The 20,633-nt window shown below is 60.9% G+C and carries 21 protein-coding genes; 10 read left to right on the top strand and 11 right to left on the bottom strand.

Annotated features, from left to right (window positions below):
• The first annotated feature begins 101 nt into the window (after positions 1-101).
• On the top strand, positions 102-1,700 hold the full coding sequence (locus CVS30_RS09925; protein WP_110485185.1) for an ABC-F family ATP-binding cassette domain-containing protein: 1,599 nt from the start codon (positions 102-104) through the stop codon (positions 1,698-1,700).
• 101 nt (positions 1,701-1,801) lie between these two features.
• On the opposite strand, the gene CVS30_RS09920 is transcribed toward CVS30_RS09925, so the two are convergent.
• The 4 genes from CVS30_RS09920 to CVS30_RS09905 all read right to left on the bottom strand — a co-directional run bounded on the left by CVS30_RS09920 (position 1,802) and on the right by CVS30_RS09905 (position 4,017).
• The gene (locus CVS30_RS09920) at positions 1,802-2,299 is read right to left on the bottom strand and encodes a YbaK/EbsC family protein (RefSeq protein WP_245934540.1); all 498 of its coding nucleotides are present in this window, start codon (positions 2,297-2,299) and stop codon (positions 1,802-1,804) included.
• Between the two features lie 78 nt (positions 2,300-2,377).
• Entirely contained in the window at positions 2,378-3,271 is an 894-nt protein-coding gene (locus CVS30_RS09915; RefSeq protein WP_110485184.1) for an SURF1 family cytochrome oxidase biogenesis protein, read from the bottom strand.
• Positions 3,272-3,275: 4 nt separating this feature from the next.
• Complete coding sequence (locus CVS30_RS09910) at positions 3,276-3,539, bottom strand: hypothetical protein (protein ID WP_110485183.1); 264 nt, start codon at positions 3,537-3,539, stop codon at positions 3,276-3,278.
• Positions 3,526-4,017: a DUF3099 domain-containing protein gene (locus CVS30_RS09905; RefSeq protein ID WP_110485182.1), complete on the bottom strand. Its 492-nt coding sequence runs from the start codon at positions 4,015-4,017 to the stop codon at positions 3,526-3,528. The genes CVS30_RS09910 and CVS30_RS09905 overlap by 14 nt, the downstream gene beginning before the upstream one ends.
• 149 nt (positions 4,018-4,166) lie before the next feature.
• Between CVS30_RS09905 and CVS30_RS09900 the strand changes: the two genes are divergently transcribed.
• Together CVS30_RS09900 and CVS30_RS09895 are read left to right on the top strand one after the other, a co-directional pair.
• Positions 4,167-4,901, top strand: coding sequence for a beta-ketoacyl-ACP reductase (locus CVS30_RS09900; protein WP_110485259.1), 735 nt, complete (start codon positions 4,167-4,169; stop codon positions 4,899-4,901).
• A gap of 126 nt (positions 4,902-5,027) precedes the next feature.
• Positions 5,028-5,768 (top strand): SDR family oxidoreductase, encoded by a 741-nt coding sequence (locus tag CVS30_RS09895; RefSeq protein WP_110485181.1) that lies wholly within the window; start codon positions 5,028-5,030, stop codon positions 5,766-5,768.
• A gap of 118 nt (positions 5,769-5,886) precedes the next feature.
• On the opposite strand, the gene serB is transcribed toward CVS30_RS09895, so the two are convergent.
• A complete protein-coding gene (gene serB, locus CVS30_RS09890; protein WP_110485180.1) occupies positions 5,887-6,804 on the bottom strand; it encodes a phosphoserine phosphatase SerB in 918 nt (305 codons plus the stop codon).
• Between the two features lie 114 nt (positions 6,805-6,918).
• Here serB and CVS30_RS09885 point away from each other — a divergent pair, with 114 nt between their 5' ends.
• From CVS30_RS09885 to lplAB, 6 genes are all read left to right on the top strand, one after another.
• Positions 6,919-7,704 carry an ABC transporter ATP-binding protein gene (locus CVS30_RS09885; protein WP_110485179.1) on the top strand — a complete coding sequence of 262 codons (786 nt, stop codon included), beginning with the start codon at positions 6,919-6,921 and terminating at the stop codon, positions 7,702-7,704.
• Positions 7,705-7,719: 15 nt separating this feature from the next.
• Positions 7,720-8,499: a sulfite exporter TauE/SafE family protein gene (locus CVS30_RS09880; protein ID WP_110485178.1), complete on the top strand. Its 780-nt coding sequence runs from the start codon at positions 7,720-7,722 to the stop codon at positions 8,497-8,499.
• The gene (locus CVS30_RS09875) at positions 8,496-9,311 is read left to right on the top strand and encodes a TrmH family RNA methyltransferase (RefSeq protein WP_110485177.1); all 816 of its coding nucleotides are present in this window, start codon (positions 8,496-8,498) and stop codon (positions 9,309-9,311) included. The genes CVS30_RS09880 and CVS30_RS09875 overlap by 4 nt, the downstream gene beginning before the upstream one ends.
• A gap of 9 nt (positions 9,312-9,320) precedes the next feature.
• Positions 9,321-9,779 carry a peroxiredoxin gene (locus tag CVS30_RS09870; protein WP_110485176.1) on the top strand — a complete coding sequence of 153 codons (459 nt, stop codon included), beginning with the start codon at positions 9,321-9,323 and terminating at the stop codon, positions 9,777-9,779.
• Between the two features lie 114 nt (positions 9,780-9,893).
• The gene (locus CVS30_RS09865; protein WP_110485175.1) at positions 9,894-10,148 is read left to right on the top strand and encodes a type B 50S ribosomal protein L31; all 255 of its coding nucleotides are present in this window, start codon (positions 9,894-9,896) and stop codon (positions 10,146-10,148) included.
• Between the two features lie 91 nt (positions 10,149-10,239).
• Positions 10,240-11,301 carry a lipoate-protein ligase LplAB gene (lplAB, locus tag CVS30_RS09860; protein WP_110485174.1) on the top strand — a complete coding sequence of 354 codons (1,062 nt, stop codon included), beginning with the start codon at positions 10,240-10,242 and terminating at the stop codon, positions 11,299-11,301.
• A gap of 44 nt (positions 11,302-11,345) precedes the next feature.
• Here the strand turns inward: lplAB and CVS30_RS09855 are convergent, their stop codons facing one another.
• From CVS30_RS09855 to glgC, 5 genes are all read right to left on the bottom strand, one after another.
• A complete protein-coding gene (locus tag CVS30_RS09855; protein WP_110485173.1) occupies positions 11,346-12,311 on the bottom strand; it encodes a VOC family protein in 966 nt (321 codons plus the stop codon).
• A 71-nt stretch (positions 12,312-12,382) separates the two neighbouring features.
• Positions 12,383-14,995, bottom strand: coding sequence for an aminopeptidase N (gene pepN, locus CVS30_RS09850; protein ID WP_110485172.1), 2,613 nt, complete (start codon positions 14,993-14,995; stop codon positions 12,383-12,385).
• 48 nt (positions 14,996-15,043) lie between these two features.
• Positions 15,044-16,093, bottom strand: a complete 1,050-nt coding sequence (locus CVS30_RS09845) for a YeiH family protein (RefSeq protein WP_110485171.1) — start codon at positions 16,091-16,093, stop codon at positions 15,044-15,046.
• Complete coding sequence (locus tag CVS30_RS09840) at positions 16,087-17,526, bottom strand: SDR family NAD(P)-dependent oxidoreductase (RefSeq protein ID WP_110485170.1); 1,440 nt, start codon at positions 17,524-17,526, stop codon at positions 16,087-16,089. The genes CVS30_RS09845 and CVS30_RS09840 overlap by 7 nt, the downstream gene beginning before the upstream one ends.
• 15 nt (positions 17,527-17,541) lie before the next feature.
• Positions 17,542-18,954 carry a glucose-1-phosphate adenylyltransferase gene (glgC, locus tag CVS30_RS09835; RefSeq protein WP_181419765.1) on the bottom strand — a complete coding sequence of 471 codons (1,413 nt, stop codon included), beginning with the start codon at positions 18,952-18,954 and terminating at the stop codon, positions 17,542-17,544.
• A gap of 106 nt (positions 18,955-19,060) precedes the next feature.
• On the opposite strand from glgC, the gene glgA reads away from it, so the two are divergent.
• The gene (gene glgA, locus CVS30_RS09830; RefSeq protein ID WP_110485168.1) at positions 19,061-20,260 is read left to right on the top strand and encodes a glycogen synthase; all 1,200 of its coding nucleotides are present in this window, start codon (positions 19,061-19,063) and stop codon (positions 20,258-20,260) included.
• A 124-nt stretch (positions 20,261-20,384) separates the two neighbouring features.
• On the opposite strand, the gene CVS30_RS09825 is transcribed toward glgA, so the two are convergent.
• A partial coding sequence (locus tag CVS30_RS09825) for an HNH endonuclease (protein ID WP_146233381.1) occupies positions 20,385-20,633 on the bottom strand: 249 nt, incomplete at its 5' end.

Raw genomic sequence — 20,633 nt, 5'->3', positions numbered from 1 at the left:
GAACCTCGTTAGACTGGCTTGGTTGTACAACGTTCGTCTCAACCGGAATCGGCGGAGAAACGTTTCGCGGCATATACCCACTTACGTGAAAGGTTACTACGTTGATATCGGTCCAAGACCTTGAGTTACGTGCTGGAGCGCGCCTGCTCATGGACGAAGTATCATTCCGCATCGATTCCGGTGACAAGATTGGACTTGTGGGCCGAAACGGCGCCGGCAAGACCACACTGACTCGAGTTTTGGCCGGAGAAGGCCTCCCCGCCGGTGGCAAGGTCACCCGTTCGGGTGAGATTGGTTACCTGCCTCAGGATCCTCGCACCCCTGACATGGAACAGCTGGCCAAGGATCGCATCCTCGCCGCTCGTAACCTGGATAAGGTCATCGGCAAGTTGCGCAAGGCCGAAAGCGATATGGCCAGCGACGACAACAACATTCGCGACAAGGCCATGCGTCGCTACGATCGTCTCGAAGCCGAGTTCCTCGCCAACGGTGGCTATGCTGCCGAGGCCGAGGCCGCCGCGATCTCCTCCAACCTGGCCCTGCCCGAGCGCATCCTCAACCAGCCGTTGAAGACCCTCTCCGGTGGTCAGCGACGTCGTGTTGAGCTGGCTCGTATCTTGTTCTCCGGTGCGAAGACCATGTTGCTGGATGAGCCCACCAACCACCTTGACGCCGATTCGGTGGCCTGGTTGCGTGACTTCCTCAAGAGCCACACTGGTGGCTTGATCGTGATCAGCCACGATGTGGAGCTCCTCGATGCAACGGTGAACAAGGTCTACCACCTTGACGCCAACCGGGCCACGATCGATCAGTACAACCTTGGCTACAAGAAGTACCTCGCGCAGCGCGAAACCGATGAGCGTGCCCGACGTCGGGAACGCGCCAACGCCGAAAAGAAGGCCGGCGTCCTCATGGAGCAGGCCAACAAGATGCGTGCCAAGGCCACCAAGGCCGTTGCCGCGCAGAACATGGCCAAGCGTGCCGAGCGCCTGCTGGCCGGACTGGAAGAGGTCCGGGCGCAGGACAAGGTGGCAGCGCTGCGCTTCCCCGAGCCGTCGCCGTGTGGCAAGACCCCGCTCATGGCCGAGGGACTCAGCAAGTCCTACGGTTCGCTGGAAATTTTCATGGATGTCAGCCTTGCGATCGACCGCGGCTCCAAGGTTGTCATCCTGGGCCTCAACGGTGCCGGTAAGACGACCCTGCTGCGCATGCTGGCCGGCGTTTCTCAGCCTGACACAGGAAAGATCATTCCCGGTCACGGCCTCAAGGTTGGCTACTACGCCCAGGAGCACGACACGCTCGATGTCTCCCGCACGGTGCTGGAAAACATGCGATCGGCAGCCGGTGACATGAATGACGCCGAGGTGCGCGGCATTCTTGGGTCCTTCCTGTTCTCCGGCGATGACGTCAACAAGCCTGCCGGTGTCCTCTCCGGTGGTGAGAAGACACGTCTGGCCCTGGCCACGATCGTTGCCTCCAGCGCCAACGTGCTGCTCCTGGATGAGCCCACAAACAACCTTGACCCCGCCAGTCGTGCGGAGATCCTCGGTGCCCTGAAGAACTACACGGGTGCTGTGGTCTTGGTCAGCCACGATGAGGGTGCCGTTGCGGCGCTTGACCCCGAGCGCGTCGTGCTGTTGCCCGACGGCGACGAGGACCTCTGGAACCCGGATTACCTGGACCTGATCACGCTGGCCTAGCCTTCGGGTCTAACAGCCACGTACGACGGCGGGAGGTGACGAAAGTAAATTTCGTCACCTCCCGCCGTCGTTGTGTTCAGCTACGTGGCCCAGAGGGTCAGTTAGCGCACGACAGCTTCCGTAGCGCCCGTGACCGCGAGGAGTTCGTGGTAGCTCAGGGACAACATCGCCTGATGGCTCCCGGCTCCTGCCCACAAGCGGGAGTGCGCGGCCAGATCCGTGTCGAGGAAAGTTCGGATGGGGGCGGGGTGCCCCAGGGGTGCCACGCCACCCACGGGCTGACCGGCGTACCGCAACACAAAATCGTGATCGGCGCGGCTGATTTTCCCTAGTCCCTGCTCGAGGGCCAGCAACTTCACGTTGACCTTGCCCGCGCCGCTAGCCACGATCAGCAGTGGAGCGCCGTCGCACTCAAAAATGAGGCTATTGGCGATTGCCGCAACCTCGCAGCCTAAGACGGCGGCCGCCGTGGCTGCCGTGGCGACGGAGTCGGGAACCACCACGACGGTGTCCTCGAGCCCGGCCGCCTTTAGGGCAGCGCGGACATTCTCAACCCGGGGATCGGAGAGGGAAGCGGCGGGAATCTGCTCAGTAGTCACGCCGTCATTCTATGACAAACCCAGCTGTGAGAATTGCCACAGCTGGGTAGTTGGCGGCACCGCCTGTTGCTGCCGGGCTTAGAAGCCTTGGGCATCCAAGATGGCGTCTTCGGCTTCCTCGGCGGTCTGCCGGGCACCTGGCTTGCGCACCTTGGGGTGCTGCCGGGGGTGGAAGGCGGAGCCGCGACCGTACAGCTCCTCGACGGGAATGCCTGACTCTTCAGCCTCCAATGCATCGAATTCGTCGTTACGACGCTGCATCCTGGCCGCGTAACCAAAGCCGATGAAGGCCAGGACACCGAAGGCGATCCACTGCATGGCATAGCTCAGGTGGGAGCCCTCGTCGATCGAGGGTGCCGGGAAGGCCACCGGATTGCTGGCCGCGGCCGGGCTTTCCTTGGCCACCTGACCGTAAGCGCCGGTCTTGATGGGGTAGCTCAATTGGGCTGCGTAGTCGTTGAGCTCAATCGAGGCAAGCTGTCCCGCCGGTGCGCCGCGGTCCAGACGCGGCTCGGCCGGCTTGAGTCGGGCGATGACCTCAACCGTGCCAGATTCTGGCTCCGGGACGATGTCCGGGTGACCGGCTTCCTTGTTGCCGATGGGGAGCCAACCTCGGTCGATGATGACGGTGTCACCATTGACCAATCGCAAGGGGACCAGGACCTCATAGCCGGGCGTGCCATTGAGCGGCCGGTTCCGGACGATGCGCTGATCTTCCGTCAGATACTGGCCCACGAGGCGAACCTGCGTCCACTCCTTGGCAGCGTCAAAGTCTGCAAAGTTCCCGGCGATATCGGCGTAGTCGATCACCGTCCCGGAGTAGTTTTCCTGAATTTTCGTGATGTTGGCAACGACGGCCTCGCGACGGTTCATCTGCCAATTGCCCAAGGACACGCAGGCGATGGCAAAGATGAGAGCCACCGCGAAGTAGCCCATCCAACGACTTGAGAAGAGGAACTTATAGGTCTTCATGTACTTACGCGACATCCTTCGGGCTCAGAGGCAGAGTTTCTTTCCAGAGGGAACGACTCTGCAGATAGTCCTCCAGCCAGGCCACATGCTCGGAACAGGCCAGCCAGATCTTGCGACGCTCCGGGGTGTGGATCTTGGGGTTGTTCCACAAGAGTTGTTGCGTGGCCGCCGCACGGCAGCCCTTCCGGGAGCAGATGGGCTCCGGAGTATCGGCTGCCGGGGTGGTTTCCGGGTTGTGGGCACCGGGCAGCATGTCAAAGATGTTCATGGCGGTCCTGTTTCTCTGACGAATTCTCTGACGCGGTCTCGGCGGGCCCCGCTTCGCTGGGCTCCTCCTCGTCGGGGACGATTTCTCCCGTGAGGATCTCGCCTAGCTGATCCTCGTCGTCGTGCTTCTCTTGCTGGCCGGACTCCACCTCATACAGGGGAGCGGCGTCGAGCAGCTCAACGGTTTTGCGGTGGACAATATCGGCCCCGCCATTGGCGATCATGACGGCAACCCATGGCAAGATCACGGCTCCCACGATGGGGATAAGCACGTACCAACCGTGAAAAAGGAAGATGGCGCCCAGACACACCATGCGAATTCCCATGGTGACGGCGTACTTGATCATGCGTCCACGCATCTCATCGCTGTGCGCTTGCGTGGCATTGGTAATCGCGGGAATTTCTGATTCGGCGGCACCTTGACGGAACTTGCTTCGCCGGGGCGCACCGAACTTCGGCGTAGCTGGTTGCTCTTTCATCACACTCCAAAGGGACACACCCATTCTGTCACCGCAGCGGTACACAACCAAAAGTCAACTGTGTGGTGCTCGGTGATTCACCGTAGGATTCATTAACTAGAGTTGAATCATCTGTGTCATTTTTTATGAGCTTTTCTATGGAGGAATACATGAGTGCACCGGCAGGCGAAGTAAGCCAGGGTCGCAGCGTTTTAGTCACCGGCGGAAACCGTGGCATTGGTTTGGCCATTGCCCAGGCCTTTTTGGCCAATGGTGACAAGGTCGCGGTGACCTACAGGAGCCCGTCCGAGCTGCCCGAGGGCATCCTCGGCGTTCAGGCCGATGTCACCGATGCTGCCTCCATCGACGCCGCCTTCACCGAGGTTGAGGCCGCCCATGGACCCGTTGAGGTGCTCATCGCCAATGCTGGCATCACGAAGGACACCCTTCTGCTGCGCATGAGCGAGGACGACTTCACCTCCGTCGTGGACACCAACCTGACCGGTGCCTTCCGTGTCATCAAGCGCGCCTCCAAGGGCATGATCCGTAAGCGCAAGGGTCGCGTCGTGTTGATTTCCTCCGTGGTCGGCCTCTACGGTTCACCGGGACAGATCAACTACGCGGCGTCCAAGGCCGGACTGGTGGGCATCGCCCGCTCCCTGACTCGCGAGCTGGGATCACGCGGCATCACCGCCAACGTGGTGGCCCCCGGATTCATCAGCACCGATATGACCGCGGCGCTGCCCGAGGAAACGCAGAAGCAGTACCTCTCCACGATTCCCGCCGCTCGCTTTGCGACGGCGGAAGAGGTCGCCAACGTGGTGCGCTGGGTCTCCAGCGACGAGGCTTCCTATATCTCCGGGGCCGTCATCCCCGTTGACGGTGGACTTGGCATGGGGCACTAAAGAAGCTCTTCCACAGCTTCCCTACCGCCCAGTAGGGGAGCGCCCGGATATGATTCTTACAGACTCGCAGGTGGCCCCGGCCGTCTGGATTACTGAATGTACCGTTGAAACTTAAGGATATTTTTTATGGGAAAGCTTGACGGAAAGACAGCCATTGTTACCGGTTCCTCACGCGGAGTCGGTGCCGATGTAGCCAAGTACCTGGCCGCAGAAGGCGCAGCGGTAGTAGTTAACTACCGCCAGAAGGCGCCCCGCGCCAACAAGGTTGTCAGCCAGATCGTAGAAGCTGGCGGACGCGCCGTGGCCGTCGGCGCCGATCTGACCACCCAGGAAGGCGTGCAGGCTCTTGTCAGCGCAGCCCTGGAAAACTTCGGGTCCTTGGACCTGGTGGTTTTGAACGCTTCCGGTGGCATGGAGTCCGGCATGGCCGAGAACTACGCCCTGAAGCTCAACCGCGACGCTCAGGTCAACCTGCTCAACGCCGCGATGCCGCTGCTGCCGGCCGGATCCCGCGTGGTCTTCGTCACGAGCCACCAGGCACACTTCATTGAAACCGTGCCGACGATGCCCGAGTACGAGCCCGTTGCCAAGAGCAAGCGTGCCGGCGAGGACGCCCTGCGCGCCCTCATCCCGAACCTGGCCGCCGAGGACATCTCCCTCGTGGTGGTCTCCGGTGACATGATCGAGGGCACCGTGACGGCGACCCTGCTGGATCGTGCCAACCCGGGTGCCATTGAGGCTCGTCGCGCCGAGGCCGGCCGCCTCTACTCGGTGGCTGAATTTGCTGCCGAAATTGCCAAGATGGCCACGGCCGAGGTTCCCTCGGGCCACACCGAATACGTTGGCGGAGCCGACTACTTCAAATAAACACCAGCATGAGACCCTCACACGAGGGTTAAACGCCGACCGCTCCCGCACTGTGCAGTCAGTGCGGGAGCGGTCGGCGTTTAAAGCTGGTGTCTAGAGAACCTGAGGCAGTGCTGGATCAGGCAATGTTGGCTAGGGCCAGCGCCACGTCGAGGTTCGGCAGATTGATCTGCGCGTCGGCGACAGCCCGCACGGCCGGCTTGGCGTTGAAGGCCACACCCAGACCCGCCGCGGCCATCATGTCGAGGTCATTGGCGCCATCGCCAATAGCCATCGTGGCCTGCGGAGCAATGCCGGACTCTTGGCTCCATAGGCGCAGCTGCGTGGCCTTAGCAGCCCGATCTACAACAGCCCCGGAGACCTTGCCCGTCAGTACCCCGTCGATGATCTCCAGATCGTTCGCCATGGCGTAATCCAGTCCCAAGCGTTCGGCGAGGGGAGCGAGGATCTGGGAGAAGCCTCCCGAGACGGCAGCCACGACGTGACCGGCGGCCTTGGCCTGAGCCACGAGGCGCTCGGCACCTACGGAGAGCTTAATTTTTGCGCCAACTTCGGCCAATACGCTTTCGGGCAGGCCGGCCAGTGTGGCCACTCGATGATGCAGGCTCTGGGCAAAGTCCAACTCCCCGCGCATGGCGGCCTCGGTCACCTGAGCCACCTCGACCTCTGTGCCTGCATGAGCGGCCAAGAGTTCAATGACTTCCTGCTGGATGAGGGTCGAGTCAACATCCATGATGATGAACTTGCGTTCCGCGGCGCGCAGTGAATCAGGCACGACGGCGGTGCTCACCTCGTTGCCACCGGCCACGGCCAGCGCCGCGCGTAGGCGAGCCAAACGGGCCGCGCCCTGCTCATCGGTAGTCCCGGAAGGGTTCAGGGAACCCAGTTCCAAGACGACGGCGTCAAAGCCGGGATGGCTCTCACGGCGTTCGGAGGCGACCGTGTAGCCGTGCTCGGCCAAGACCGAGCGAACGGTGTCAAGGGCTGCGGGGGTGAGCGTTGTGGCATAGCTGACTGCTGTGAAAGTGGAAGGCATACTCTCGATTCTATCCATTGCGCCCCCTTCGGCTGTGAATCATGGCTCACATAAGGCGCAGAAATGCGCGCCCAGTTAGCGTTGGTGACCCCTCGTGTCATAGGCTCAGTAGTTATGAGTGAAGTTCTGGGATTGGCCGGTGTCAGCGTGGTCCGCGGCACCAAAACACTGTTGAATAATGTTGATTGGCGCGTCGCTGAAGGTGAACGTTGGGTTGTCTTGGGCCCCAATGGCGCCGGCAAGAGTACCTTGTTGCAAATTGCGGGCGCGCGGATGCACCCCACCCGCGGTGTTGCGGGAATTTTGGATGAGGTCCTCGGAGCCGTTGACGTCTTCGAACTACGCCCCCGCATCGGCGTCGCATCGGCAAGCGTTGCCCATCAGATCCCGGAGCACGAAAAAGTTTTGAATGTGGTGGTGACGGCCTCCTATGGCGTCACCGGCCGCTGGCGTGAAGACTACGAGCGCGACGACGAACGCCGTGCCTTCCGCCTCCTCGAAGAGTGGGGTGTCTCCACCTTCTTCAACCGCCCCTTCGCATCCCTCAGCGACGGCGAACGCAAGCGCGTTCAGATCGCCCGCGCCTTGATGACCGACCCCGAACTGCTGCTGCTGGATGAGCCGGGCGCCGGTCTTGACCTGGCCGGCCGTGAAGGCCTCGTGAAGCGCCTGAGCGAATTGGCTGCCGACCCCATGGCGCCGAGCACCGTCCTGGTCACTCACCACCTCGAAGAAATCCCCCCGGGCTTCACCCACGCGCTGCTCCTGCGCGACGGTGCCGTGGTGGCTCAGGGACCCATGACGGAGGTCTTGACCGAGGAAAACCTCAGCACGACCTTTGGCCTGCCCCTGAACGTCTCCAACAACGCCGGTCGCTACACAGCAACCGCACGCCACTAGGATCCCGCCGCACCCGTGAACGCCCTCGAATCAATATTTATCCTGCTGGGCGGTCTCTGGGCCGGAACCATCAACACCGTGGTGGGTTCGGGAACGTTGGTGACCTTTCCCATCCTGATCGCCCTCGGAATTGCGCCGGTCATGGCCGTTGTCAGCAACGCCATGGGCCTCATCGCCGGGGGCGTCTCGGGTACCTGGGGGTATCGCCGCGAGCTGCGGGGGATGGGGCATAACCTCGCCCGTCTCGTACCCGCATCCCTGCTCGGTGGCATCACGGGTGCGTATCTGCTCCTGCACCTGCCCGAGCAGGTCTTCCACTTCGTCGCGCCGATTCTGATCGTTCTGGCGCTGACGCTCGTCATCTTCCAGCCGCGGCTGCAGGCCGCCATCAAGAAACGGCGCGAGGTGGCGCCCGCGGGCCGATCTCACGACGTCCTCATGATGGTGCTGGTGTACCTAGCCGGTGTGTACGGCGGCTACTTTGTTGCGGCCCAGGGCGTCTTGCTCGTGGCGATTCTAGGAATCTTCATGCGCGGCACGCTGCAGAATTCCAATGCCGTCAAGAATGTGCTGTCACTGACGGTCAACATCGTGGCCGCCATTTCATATCTTCTTTTCGCCCCCGACAAGATCATCTGGAGTGTTGTTGGCTTAATCGCCGTCAGCTCACTCGTAGGCGGCTTCGTGGGCGCCCGTATTGGCCGCAAGCTCCCGCCCGTAGTGCTCCGCACAGTCATCGTGGTCCTCGGACTCGTAGCTCTCTTCTTCATGGTTCAGAAACTGGTGTCCGCGTGATTATCCATATTGACGACGCACAAGATCCCCGCGTCAGCGACTATTTGTCCTTGACGGACGTGCAACTGCGCCGGCGTAAGGAGCCCGCCGAGGGCTTGTTTATCGCTGAAAGCCTCAAGGTCATCCGCCGCGCCCTGGCCGCTGGCCATGAGCCCCGCTCCTTCTTCATGACCGAGCGTTGGCTGCCAGATCTGGCCAGCATCCTGGCCGAGTACGAACACATCCCCGTGTATGTGGGAACGCCGGAAATCCTCGAAGCCATCACGGGCTTCAACCTCCACCGCGGCGCCATGGCCGCCATGCACCGCCCGGCCCCGCTCGACCTCGACGCTCTTCTCTCCGGAGCGCGCCGGATCGCAGTGCTCGAGGACATCGTGGACCACACCAATATTGGCGCGATTTTTCGTTCCGCCGCCGCCCTGGGTGTCGACGCCGTCGTGGTGACCCCGCGCTGCGCCGACCCGCTCTACCGACGCAGCATCCGCGTCAGCATGGGCACCGTGTTCCAGGTGCCGTGGGCCCGGCTTCCCGAGTGGCCAGGTGGCATGGAGGTGCTGCGTGCGGCTGGATTTACGACGGCGGCTCTGGCCTTGGTGCCCGAATCGTTGACTATTCAGCAACTCGCCGCCCGCAATGACGAGAAGTTGGCCCTCATACTGGGAACCGAGGGTGACGGGCTCAAGGCCCGGACCTTGGCTCAGGCCGATCATGCCGTCATGATTCCCATGAAGGCCGGTGTCGACTCACTCAACGTTGCCGCGGCCAGCGCCGTTGCCTTTTTCGCCACCGCCGTCGCCGCCGAAGAGGGATAGGCTGGGGTCATGAAACTTGAGCAGGAAGTTCCCGATTTTTCTTTGCCCGATCAGCACGGAAACGTGCGAACCCTGAAGGAATTGACGACCGCGGGACCCCTCGTAATCTTCTTTTACCCTCTGGCAGGAAGCGGTGGCTGCACGAAGGAGGCCTGCCATTTCCGGGACCTTCAGGCCGACTTTGCGGCGGCGGGGGCCGCCATCGTGGGCATCAGCACCGACGCGGAAGCAAAGCAACTGGAGTTTGCGAACAAAAACTCTCTCTCGTACCCCCTCCTGAGTGACCTCAACGGTGAGGTGGCAGATCTCTTTGGGGTTCGGCGTCGACTCTTAGCCATGTCCCTGCCCACCAAGCGGGCCACCTTCATCGTGGGCCAGGATGGGCGCCTGAAATTTGAGCTGTCCAGCGAAACCAATATGAATGTCCACGCCGACCAAGCCCTCGAAGCGTTGCAGAAACTCGGCTAAATCGTGTCGGGCTTGGCGAAATGGGTTGGAGACGGTAAAGTTTCTAGCTGGTCCTTGTGACCATAACATTCATCTGTCTGGCAAAATCCAGGCAATTACACTCTGAGGTTTAAAGTGAAGCAGAACGCTCACCCGAAGTACGAAGCAATCGTTTTCAACGACTTGGCTTCTGACACCAAGTTCCTGACGCGCTCCACCGCGACGTCCACGAAGACCATTGAATGGGAAGATGGCAACACCTACCCCGTCATCGACGTGGAAATCTCCTCCGAGTCACACCCGTTCTACACGGGTAAGCAGCGCATCATGGACAGCGCCGGCCGCGTCGAGCGCTTCAACGCTCGTTTCGCTGGCTTCGGCAAGAAGTAATACTTCTTTCCAACGCTTTACGAGAATAGGGTCCGCACCAATTGGTGTGGGCCCTGTTTTTATATCCCGCAGCTTCTGAAAGACTGATTTTATGACTGAATCATTGCATGGCGAATACAAGGTCCACGGCGGAAAGCTCGTTGTGGTGGACTGCTCCATCAGGGACGGCGTGCTCTCCAACGTCCGGGTCAGCGGCGACTTCTTCCTCGAGCCCGACGAGGCGCTGGATGACATCAACGCTGCCCTGAATGGGCTCTCCGCGGATCTTCCCGGTGCCGAGATTGCCGCGGCCGTCACGGCGGCCCTGTCGGAGGATGTGGTGCTCTTTGGCTTCTCGGCCCAAGCCGTCTCGATCGCCGTGCGCCGTGCGCTCACGAAGGCCTCCAGCTGGGTAGATCACGAATGGGACATCATCGCACCCACGGTGCTGCCGACGGCCCTGAATGTGGCCCTGGATGAGGTGTTGGCCGAGGAGGTTGGCGCCGGAACCCGCAATCCCACGCTGCGCTTCTGGGACTGGGACGAGCGCTCTGTAGTGATCGGCAGCTTCCAGTCCGTGCGCAACGAACTGGATCCTGAAGGCGTCAAGAAGCATGGCGTGAATGTGGTTCGCCGCATCACCGGCGGTGGCGCCATGTTCATGGAAGCCGGAAACTGCATCACCTATTCGCTGTACGTACCGCAGACCCTGGTTGATGGGCTCAGCTTTGAGGATTCCTACAAGTTCCTCGACACCTGGGTCATGGCGGCCCTGGAGTCCATGGGTATCGAGGCGTTTTATGTCCCCCTCAACGACATTGCCACGGACAAGGGCAAGATTGGCGGAGCCGCCCAAAAGCGTTTCGGCAAGGGCGGTCTGCTCCACCACGTCACGATGAGCTACGACATTGACGCTGACAAAATGGTCGAGGTCTTGCGCATCGGCAAGGAAAAGCTCTCTGACAAGGGCACGCGCTCCGCGAAGAAGCGCGTGGATCCCTTGCGTCGTCAGAGCGGCATGAGCCGTGCGGAGATCGTCGAGCGGATGTCAACGACCTTCGCCGACCGTTACAACGCCAAGCCCTCGGTGTTGACGAGTGCGGAATTGGCTGAGGCGCAGCGCCGGGTCGAGGCTAAGTTCGGCACGGCGGAGTGGCTCCACCGCGTCCCTTAAGGTTTCCCGGGAGCAGGAGAGGGCCTGGAAGAGGGTCGGAGCTCTTAAGTGAGCAGCCTCACGGTGTTACCCCAGGGATCGTTGACGGTCACCATGCCGCCGTCCTGGGTGAACTCCAGACCAGCATCGGAGAGGCGCGCCGTGGCGGCGACGAGTTCGGCCTCGCTCGTGAGCTGGATCGTGAGGCTGCCCAGCCCGAGTGATTCGGGCCGTTCGGCGGCGTTGGCGCTACCCCAGGTGTTGGTTGCCAGGTGATGGTGGTAGCCGCCTGCGGCATAAAAGAGCGCCCCCTCGGATTCGGCGGTCACGGCAAAGCCGAGCGTGTCAGCGTAAAACGACCGGGCCTGGTCGAGATCTCCCACGCGCAGATGCACATGACCCATGCTGGGTGAGTCGTTGCTGGCCGGCGTGGCTGCGGCTGAGCCGAGGTGCTTCTGAATGAAGGCGTTGGGATCCAGGGGTGCCGCGCCCATCGTGACGAGGCCGTTCTTCCATTCCCAGCTATCTTCCGGGGTGTCGGCGTAGAGCTCTAGGCCGTTGCCATCAGGGTCCTGGAAATAAAAGGCCAGGCTCACGGAATGATCCGCACTGCCGGAATAACTTTGCGGTGCCGTCGTGGCGATGTTCATCAAGACGCTGGCCAACGATGTCTCATTGGGGTACAGCAGCGCCGAGTGGTAGAGGCCCGCGTTCGCCGGGCTGTCGGCGGCTCGCTCCGGAGCGTGCACGATACTCAACAGCTCCGTGCCCTCGCGGCCGAGGCTGAGCCGATCGGCCGATTCCTGCAGGACCTCCAGGCCCACAGCGTCGACATAATACGAGCGCATGGGGGCCAGATCGGCCGTCAACAGTTCGACAACACCCATCTGCGTGCCGTCGAGCAGGGTTGCCGCCGCGGGCTTATCGTTGCCTGTCGCTGAGGAGGAGCGGACTCCCCACCAGACGCCAGCGATGATGAGTGCCAGGGCTAGAACGGACGCGAGCGAGATATACAGGGTTCGTGTGGCCATACTCAACTCTAACTAGTTGAAGGCTAAAGTTATTCCTGTGGCTCTCGCTCGCTTTCCGTCCCGCCTCTACGCTAACGCTGCAGGGCCTGTGCCCTGAGCGAACGGTGCAATTGATCGCGCTGTTCGAGGATGATACGACGCAAGCCATTGGCGGCCGTCGCGTGCTCGGCCAACCACCGATCCGTGCGCACCAACACAGGCTGTTGCTCGGGCAAGGCACCCGGCAGCAGATCCTGATGCGCTGGGAACAGCTCGCGCACAATGCGCCCGGCAATGCCAAGACTCCGCTCGGCCCAAATCTTCTCAAGGACCTCGAAGTACGGCTCGACGTAGGGGTCCAGCAGCTCAGCCCCCGCCATCATGAAGCCCGCGATGGTAGCGCTGAGCAATTGATTGCTGAGCTTCGTCTGCTCGACTGCCTCCTGCCAAGCCTGTGCCTTGCGCTCGGCCTCAGGTAGTGCCGCCACGGCCGTGACGTGATGGGCACGGAACTCGGCAGTGGTATTGGCCGCGAGCTCGGCGTCCAGCTCCGCACTAGTGGCCTGACCTCTGGCTGCCAGCTGCTGCCACAAGAGCCAGCGCAGCTCACCGTCAACCGAGAGTCCCTCGGGCACATCCACGCCGGCGAGCAGGGCGCGACTGCTCGCCACCTGAGTATCGCTGCCACGACCCACAACGGCCAGAGCCCGGGTCCACACGAGCTGCTCATCGCTGCCGGGAACAGACTGTGAGAGGTGCGCGCGGAAGCCTGTGATGACATGTTCGCGTGCCGCTGCGCGCTTCCCCGCAGGGCAGTACGCGCCCAGGGCATGAATGGCGTTGTCGGCCAGAGTTTGCAGCAGGCTGATGTCGCTCTCGCCACCGCCATGGTGGGCGACGGCGTTCAGGTACAGTTCCGCTGGCAGGAGGGCATCCCGCGTCGCGTTCCACAACACAGACCAGACGAGGGAGCGCGAGAGGGGATCGGCAATGGTGCTCACCGAGGCCAACGCGGAGGCGAGAGAGACGTCGTCGAATCTGACCTTGGCGTAGCTGAGATCCTCATCGTTGACGAGCACCAGATCCGGGGCCGGCAGGCCCGCGGCACCGGGCACCTGCGTCACGGACCCGGCCACATCGAGTGTGATCGAGTGCGTGCGCACGAGGGTTCCGCCGTCGTTCGTGAAGAAGCCAACAGCCAGACGATGGGGACGCAAGGATTCCAAGCCCGTGATGGGATCCACGGAGAGCTGAGTGATCTCGAGGGAGGCAATCTTGCCGTCGGCAATGTCCAGACGCGGCGTCAGGGTGGACATGCCAGAGGTCTGGAGCCACTTCTGGGCCCACTCGCCCAGCTCGCGGCCCGAGGCAGCGCTCAGGGGAGTCAGCAGATCAGTGAGCGAGGTATTGGCGTATTGATGCGCCACGAAGTACTCGCGGGCTCCCGCAAAGAAGGCATCCTTACCCACATAGGCCACCAACTGCTTGAGCACCGAGGCGCCCTTAGCGTAGGTGATGCCATCGAAGTTCGCCTTAGCCGCCTCGAGATCGGGGATGTCCGCCGTGATGGGGTGCGTGGTGGGCAGCTGGTCCTGCGTGTAGGCCCAGGCCTTGCGACTGCTGGCAAACAGGGTCCACGACTTCGAGCCCCAGGGCGTGGCCTCCGAGACCGCGAGATGTCCCATGAAGTCGGCGAAGGACTCCTTGAGCCACAGATCATCCCACCAACCCATGGTCACGAGGTCGCCAAACCACATGTGCGCCATTTCGTGCATGATCGTGTTGGCGCGTTTTTGATACGCGGAATCCGTGGCACGGGAGGTGAATACGTAGGCTTCCGTGAAGGTCACGAGGCCGGGATTTTCCATCGCGCCCAGGTTGTATTCGGGGACAAAGGCCTGATCATACTTGCCGAAGGGGTAGGGGAAGTCGAAGAGCTCGTTGAAGTACGCCAGGCCGGCCTTGGTGACCTGGAAGATCTCGGCGCTGTCAAAGTTCGGGGCCAGCGAGGCGCGGCAGTAGGCGGCCAGGGGGATGTCCAGGGTTTCGCCGTGATGCTTGCTGCTGGTGCCGAAGGACATGGAGAAGTGATCCTCGGCCTTGAAGTATGGGCCGGCCAGCACGGTGGTGATGTACGTGGAGATGGGCAGTGTGGTGTCAAAGTCCCAGCGCGTGGCATCTGCGCCGATGCTCTTGAGGGCGACGGACTGGTTGGAGGCTACTTCCCAGCCGTTCGGCGCCGTGACGTGGAAGGTGTACGGCGACTTGAGGTCCGGCTGTTCGAAGTTGGCAAAGACGCGGCGCGCATCGGCCGGTTCGTACTGCGTGTAGGTGTATGTCTGGCCGTCGGCCGGGTCGACGAAGCGGTGCAGACCCTCGCCGCTGCTGGAGTATGCGGCGGTTGCGGTGACAACCACCTCGTTCTCCGGCGCCAGAATCGGCAGCTTAATACGCTGAGCATCGACAACCTCGGAGACGTTAAGCTCCTGGCCGTTCAGACGAACCGACTCCACACTCAGACCGATGAAGTCAAGGAAGGTGCCGGCCGTGCTGTTGGCCGAAAAATTGATGGTGGTGCGGCTTGAAAACCCCGGAACACTCAGATCGGCGGCCTGGCTTAGATCCAGTTCGACGTCGTAGTGGCTGACACTGACACGGGCTTTTCGGGCTGCGGCTTCACTGCGCAAAAGATTAATATTAGACACCAATTTATTCAATCACGCTTCTGCCGGACCCGCCGTCAGCTGGAAGCCCTAGCTGGCCATGAGGTGCACCGCACCGAAGGCGAGAGCAGCAATGAGCGCCCAGGAACACAACGCCATGACCGTGGCGCGCAGGCCGGTCTCCAGCAACTCCCGCACCCGCACGCTGGAACCAAGGCCAAAGAGTGCGGCACCCAAGGCGATGTCCTGGAGCAGCGCGCCAGTTTCGATGACGCCCTCGGAAAGCCAGCCCGTGCTGCGCAAGGCAACCATGAGCAGGAAACCAATCACGAACAGCGGAATAACGGGTGGAAACTTCGAGTCCGCGCCACCGTTAAGCGCCGAGGAACGCGCATGGCGCCTGCGCTCGATGACACCGGTGACCGCCACGATGGGTGCCAGGAGCAAGACGCGCGTCAGCTTGATGACAATGGCCGCGCTGAGCGCCACTGCGCCGGCCGTCTGCGCGGTGGCCACGACCTGACCCACATCGTGAACACCCGCGCCGACCCACTGGCCAAAGCGCAGCGGTGTGAGCCCCAGCGGGGTCATGAGCAACGGCAGGACGCCGATCGCGAGTGTGCCGCACAGGGTCACGAGGGCGACCGGCAATACCGTGTCCTCATGTTTAGTGCCTTTGACGGCAGCCATGGCGCCAATCGCCGAGGCCCCACAGATCGAAAAGCCGGTGGCAATCAACAGGGGAGTGTCGCCGTCGAGCTTAAACAGCTTCCCCAAAGCAAGGGTTCCGGCAAAGCTGAGTAACACCACGGCCACGACAAGGCCCACGCTGAGCCAGCCCAGATCCATGATGTCGCCCAGGCTCAGCTTGAGGCCCAGGATGACGATGCCGACGCGCATGAGATGTTTGCCGGCAAAGTTCAGCCCCGCCCGCCATGGTCCCTGACAGAGTGCGGTGCTGCCGGGCAGGTTCACTGCGGCGATGCCGAGTACGACGGCGACTGTCATGGCCGGGACCACCGGCACCAGTGTGTGTACCAGGAGGGAAACGACAACCGCCCCGAATGCTGCGGCAAGGCCAGGTGCTAAGGAACGCGCCGTGCCCCCAAAGGTGGGGCTGGCGCCGTCGGGCTTTACCACGGGCTGGGCTTGTAATCCTTAAGGAAGACGCCGTACTGGTCTTCGCCACCCTCGCCCATGACGATGGGATCATAGACGCGGGCCGCGCCGTCGACCAAGTCCAGGGGAGCATGGAAGCCCTCCTCGGCTAGGCGAACCTTGGTGAAGTGCGGGCGTTCGTCGGTGATCCAGCCGGTGTCGACGGCGGTCATGAGGATGCCGTCCTCGTCCAACATTTCCTTGGCGCTGGTGCGCGTGAGCATGTTCAGCGCTGCCTTCGCCATATTGGTGTGGGGGTGGCCGGGGCCCTTGTAGGCGCGGGAGAACTGGCCCTCCATGGCTGAGACATTAACGATGTACTTGCGGTCCGCGGTCGAAGCCTTCATAGCCGGGCGCAGACGCGAGACCAACAGGAACGGCGCCGTGACGTTGCACAGCTGCACCTCGAGCATTTCCAAAGGATCAACCTGATCGACGACCTGAGTCCAGCTATTGATCGTGGCAATATCTGGGACCAGACCGCCAGCGTCGATGGCCGTGCCAGCCTCGATGCGCTCCAACGAAGCCGAACCCATCGACAGCGCCAGGGCGGCAATCTCATCGCCGGCAAGCTGCGGGTGTTCCATCATCTGGGTAGCCAGGGCCAGCGGGTGCTTGTCATGGGCATGGCCAAAGGTGACCAGCTCCGGCATGGGGGTGTTAGTGGGGAGCTCTTCCAGCTCAGCGTCCACCAACGGCTTGTAGGCGTTGCCTGAGCGACGGACCGTCTGGGCGGCATTGTTGATGATGATGTCGAGCGGTCCAGCCTCGATCAGGGAATCCGTGAGGGCTACTACCTGGCTCGGGTCGCGGAGGTCAATACCCACAATCCGCAGGCGGTGAATCCACTCGCTGCTATCTTCCATGGCGGCGAAACGGCGAGCGGCATCTTTGGGGAAGCGGGTCGTGATAGTGGTGTGCGCGCCATCACGGAGCAGTCGCAGCGCAATGTACATGCCGATCTTGGCGCGGCCACCCGTGAGGAGGGCGCGCTTGCCTGTGAGGTCTGTTCGGGCATCACGTTTGGAGTGGTTGAACTCGGCACACTCTGGGCACAGCTGGTGATAGAAGGCATCCACCTGCGTGTAGCGCTGCTTGCAGATGTAGCAGGGGCGGGAACGCAAAAGCGTTCCCGCCGTAGCGCCTGTGGTTGACGGCTTGAGCTTATTGCCCCGAGTTTCATCGTCTATGCGGTCAGGTGCTGCTGTCGCGGTTTTCGCAAGAACAGCCTTGTCGGCGTCATTGACGGCGTCACGCTTGACGTTGCGACGGTAGCGTTTGACTGCCTTGAACATCTTTCCTGTAGCCCGGCGAACCAGGACATAGTCGGGATGCTCTTCGTCATAGACATGGATGTTCTCCAAAACTTTAAGACAATTTTGGATTTCTTCAGGGGTTAAGTCAGGGGCAGTCACCCCACAATTTTAGCCTCATGGCGCGGGTAGAACCGACTCGATCGCCGAGACCTGGTTTTCAACCACCTTATCGATGGTTTTCTGAGCAATTTTGTCTTGGCCAATAGCCAAAGCAAGTGCCTCGGGGAGTTCGGCAGCGGCCGCTAAAGCCAGTGCCCGTTCGGCCTCATCCGGGGCAGGAACTACTTGCCCCTTACTGAGAACCGTCAGGCCAGTTTCGGTGATGGCGAAGCCTCGAGCTTTATCCAATTTAGGATCCACACCGATGGTTGCCCCTGCAGGGATCCTGACGTTCTTATCGATGATGGCGCGGCGTACGACAGCCCCGGCGCCAACAATCACCTTGTCCATCAAGACCGAATCCTGCACGCGAGCTCCTGTGCCGACGTAGACGTCATTGGACAGGACCGAGTTCTCGACGACACCACCGGACACCACGACGCCGGGGGCGACGATCGAGTCCAGAGCAGCTCCGATGGAATTGCGTTCACCTCGAACAAACTTTGCCGGCGGCGAGGTAGTTCCTCGAGTGAAGATCGGCCATGCACGGTTGTACAGGTTGAACACCGGCACCGGCGAGATGAGGTCCATGTGTGCGTCGTAGTAGGACTCGATGGTACCGACATCGCGCCAGTAGTTGCGATCACGATCTGTCGCGTCCGGGATATCGTTCGTGGAGAAGTCATAGACAAAGGCTTCGTCGCGGTTCACGAAGTAAGGAATGATGTCCCCACCCATGTCATGCTTCGTACCGTCCGTCACTGCGTCAAGCTCGAGAGCCTCGACCAGAGCGTCAGCGTCAAAGACGTAGTTACCCATAGATGCCAGGAACTGATCCGGGGCGTCAGGCAAGCCCGGCGTCGTGGCAGGCTTCTCAACAAACGCGGAAATCTTGTGAGCGCCGATGGCGCCCGGGATTTCAGCTCCATCGACCTCAATAACACCGAACTGGTCGGCGAGGTTCAGGGGCTGGCGAACGGCGGCAACTGTGGCGCGCGCTCCAGAGTTGATGTGGCTCTGAACCATCTGCTCGAAGTCCATGCGGTAGACGTGATCGGCACCAACCACCACGATGATGTCGGGCTCGGCATCAACGATGAGGTTCATGGACTGATAGATGGCATTGGCACTGCCAAGGAACCAGTCTTTGCCGCGTCGCTGCTGAGCAGGAACGGAAGCGACGTAGTTTCCCAACTGGGTAGACATACGCCACGTTTCAGAAATGTGGCGGTCCAGACTGTGTGACTTGTATTGCGTCAACACAACAATTTTTAAATAGCCTGAATTCGCTAAATTCGACAAGGCAAAGTCGACCAAGCGAAAACCAGCAAAAGGTACTGCAGGTTTTGCGCGGTCCGCTGTCAAGGGCATCAAACGCTTACCCTCACCGCCTGCTAATACGATTGCCAGAACTTTCTTTACTGACATGATCCATAACCTCCGACAGCTTCTTATTTACACTACGTTGCTCCACATGAGAGTCACAACAACTTCACACTAGAACAATTCCGTCCGGACAGACTACCGTGAGACTGTGCGTATAGATATTGTGACGAAAGAATTCCCGCCCGAGATTTACGGAGGGGCTGGCGTGCATGTTGCCGAGCTCAGTCGTGTCCTCGCTGCGAAGGTAGATTTACGGGTTCATGCTTTCGGCAAGCCCCGCGAAGCGGACTTCCATGGAGCCACTGTGAGCTCCTATGAGAACCTGCCGGAGCTTGACGATGCGAATCCCGCCGTCCAGACTTTGGGTGTCGATTTGCAGGTAATTCCTGAGATTGCGGGCTCTAGCCTTGTGCATTCTCATACGTGGTACGCCAATATGGCCGGTCATATTGCCTCGCTACTGCACGGAATTCCGCATGTTCTCAGCGCTCATAGTCTTGAACCGTTGCGCCCCTGGAAAGCCGAACAGCTAGGTGGCGGTTATGCGGTCTCCTCATGGGTTGAAAAGACTGCATATGAAGGTGCTGCTGCCATCATCGCCGTGTCCGACGGTATGCGCCAGGACATTCTGCGTAGTTACCCCGATGTTGACCCTGAAAAAGTAAAGGTCATTCACAACGGGATCGATGTCGACACCTGGCAACGGGATGAAAATGACGACGCCGTCCGTGCCCTAGGTATTGACCCCGACCGTCCCAGCGTCGTTTGGGTAGGACGGGTAACGCGGCAAAAGGGTGTGCCGTACCTTTTGAAGGCTGCTGCTGCTCTGCCGCCAGAGGTTCAGCTCGTCCTGTGCGCTGGTGCGGCCGATACGCCGGCGCTTGGCGCGGAAGTTAACGCATTGATCGAGGGTCTCAAAGCCCAGCGTGATGGCGTCATTGTTATCGAGCGGATGTTGCCTCGTGCTGAACTCATTCAGGTTCTCAGCCATGCAACTGTTTTTGCTTGCCCGTCGATTTACGAGCCCTTGGGCATCGTCAACCTTGAGGCTATGGCTTGCGGTGCGGCTGTTGTTGCAAGTGCCACGGGTGGAATTCCTGAGGTTGTCGCCCATGGAGAGACTGGATTGTTGGTTCCACTTGAGCAAGTCTCAGATGGTACCGGAACGCCGCTTGATCCAGATAAGTTTGTGGCAGATTTTGCTGCGGCCATGATTGAGGTCGTCAATGACCCGACTCGTGCACGTTCTATGGGTGAAAAAGGTCGACAGCGCGCAACTGACCATTTCTCGTGGGAATCAATTGTTGAGCAAACATTGGAAGTTTACAAAAGCGTTCTTCCGGAGTAATAAAGTTTTCACTTTTAATTCACATTTGTATAGCTGAATTTGACGCTTCCATTTGATGTGTTTGCATAAACAGCGGGTTCTGGCCTTTGGGCTGGGGCTCGTTGTTTTTGTTACGGGTGTGGTTTTAGTTCCAGCCTTGGCCGCGGAGTGTGGGGTAGTTGGGGCGGGGTAGTCCGTGGTGGTAGGTGTTGCGGCGGGGTGTTTCACTGGGGTCTAGGAGGTAGGGGGCGGTGAAGAATGGTGTGCCCTGGATGAGTTGCATGCTCCAGTCGGTGTGGTGAAGGAGGGAATGGTGTCTGCTACAGAGTAGGGCGGCGTTGTTGATGTTGGTTTCGCCGCCGTGTTGCCAGGGAATGATGTGGTGCGCTTCGCA

Origin of the sequence: Arthrobacter psychrolactophilus, from assembly GCF_003219795.1 — a bacterium.
GTDB lineage: Bacteria > Actinomycetota > Actinomycetes > Actinomycetales > Micrococcaceae > Specibacter > Specibacter psychrolactophilus.
This window is presented reverse-complemented; position numbering and strand designations above follow the sequence as displayed.

What these genes read in the sequence shown, in the direction of transcription:
- CVS30_RS09915 (WP_110485184.1), bottom strand. Translation starts at nt 3,271, where the DNA reads ATGAAGACCTATAAGTTCCTCTTCTCAAGTCGTTGGATGGGCTACTTC.
- CVS30_RS09910 (WP_110485183.1), bottom strand. Translation starts at nt 3,539, where the DNA reads ATGAACATCTTTGACATGCTGCCCGGTGCCCACAACCCGGAAACCACC.
- CVS30_RS09905 (WP_110485182.1), bottom strand. Translation starts at nt 4,017, where the DNA reads ATGAAAGAGCAACCAGCTACGCCGAAGTTCGGTGCGCCCCGGCGAAGC.
- CVS30_RS09900 (WP_110485259.1), top strand. Translation starts at nt 4,167, where the DNA reads ATGAGTGCACCGGCAGGCGAAGTAAGCCAGGGTCGCAGCGTTTTAGTC.
- CVS30_RS09895 (WP_110485181.1), top strand. Translation starts at nt 5,028, where the DNA reads ATGGGAAAGCTTGACGGAAAGACAGCCATTGTTACCGGTTCCTCACGC.
- serB (WP_110485180.1), bottom strand. Translation starts at nt 6,804, where the DNA reads ATGCCTTCCACTTTCACAGCAGTCAGCTATGCCACAACGCTCACCCCC.
- CVS30_RS09885 (WP_110485179.1), top strand. Translation starts at nt 6,919, where the DNA reads ATGAGTGAAGTTCTGGGATTGGCCGGTGTCAGCGTGGTCCGCGGCACC.
- CVS30_RS09870 (WP_110485176.1), top strand. Translation starts at nt 9,321, where the DNA reads ATGAAACTTGAGCAGGAAGTTCCCGATTTTTCTTTGCCCGATCAGCAC.
- lplAB (WP_110485174.1), top strand. Translation starts at nt 10,240, where the DNA reads ATGACTGAATCATTGCATGGCGAATACAAGGTCCACGGCGGAAAGCTC.
- CVS30_RS09855 (WP_110485173.1), bottom strand. Translation starts at nt 12,311, where the DNA reads ATGGCCACACGAACCCTGTATATCTCGCTCGCGTCCGTTCTAGCCCTG.
- glgC (WP_181419765.1), bottom strand. Translation starts at nt 18,954, where the DNA reads ATGTCAGTAAAGAAAGTTCTGGCAATCGTATTAGCAGGCGGTGAGGGT.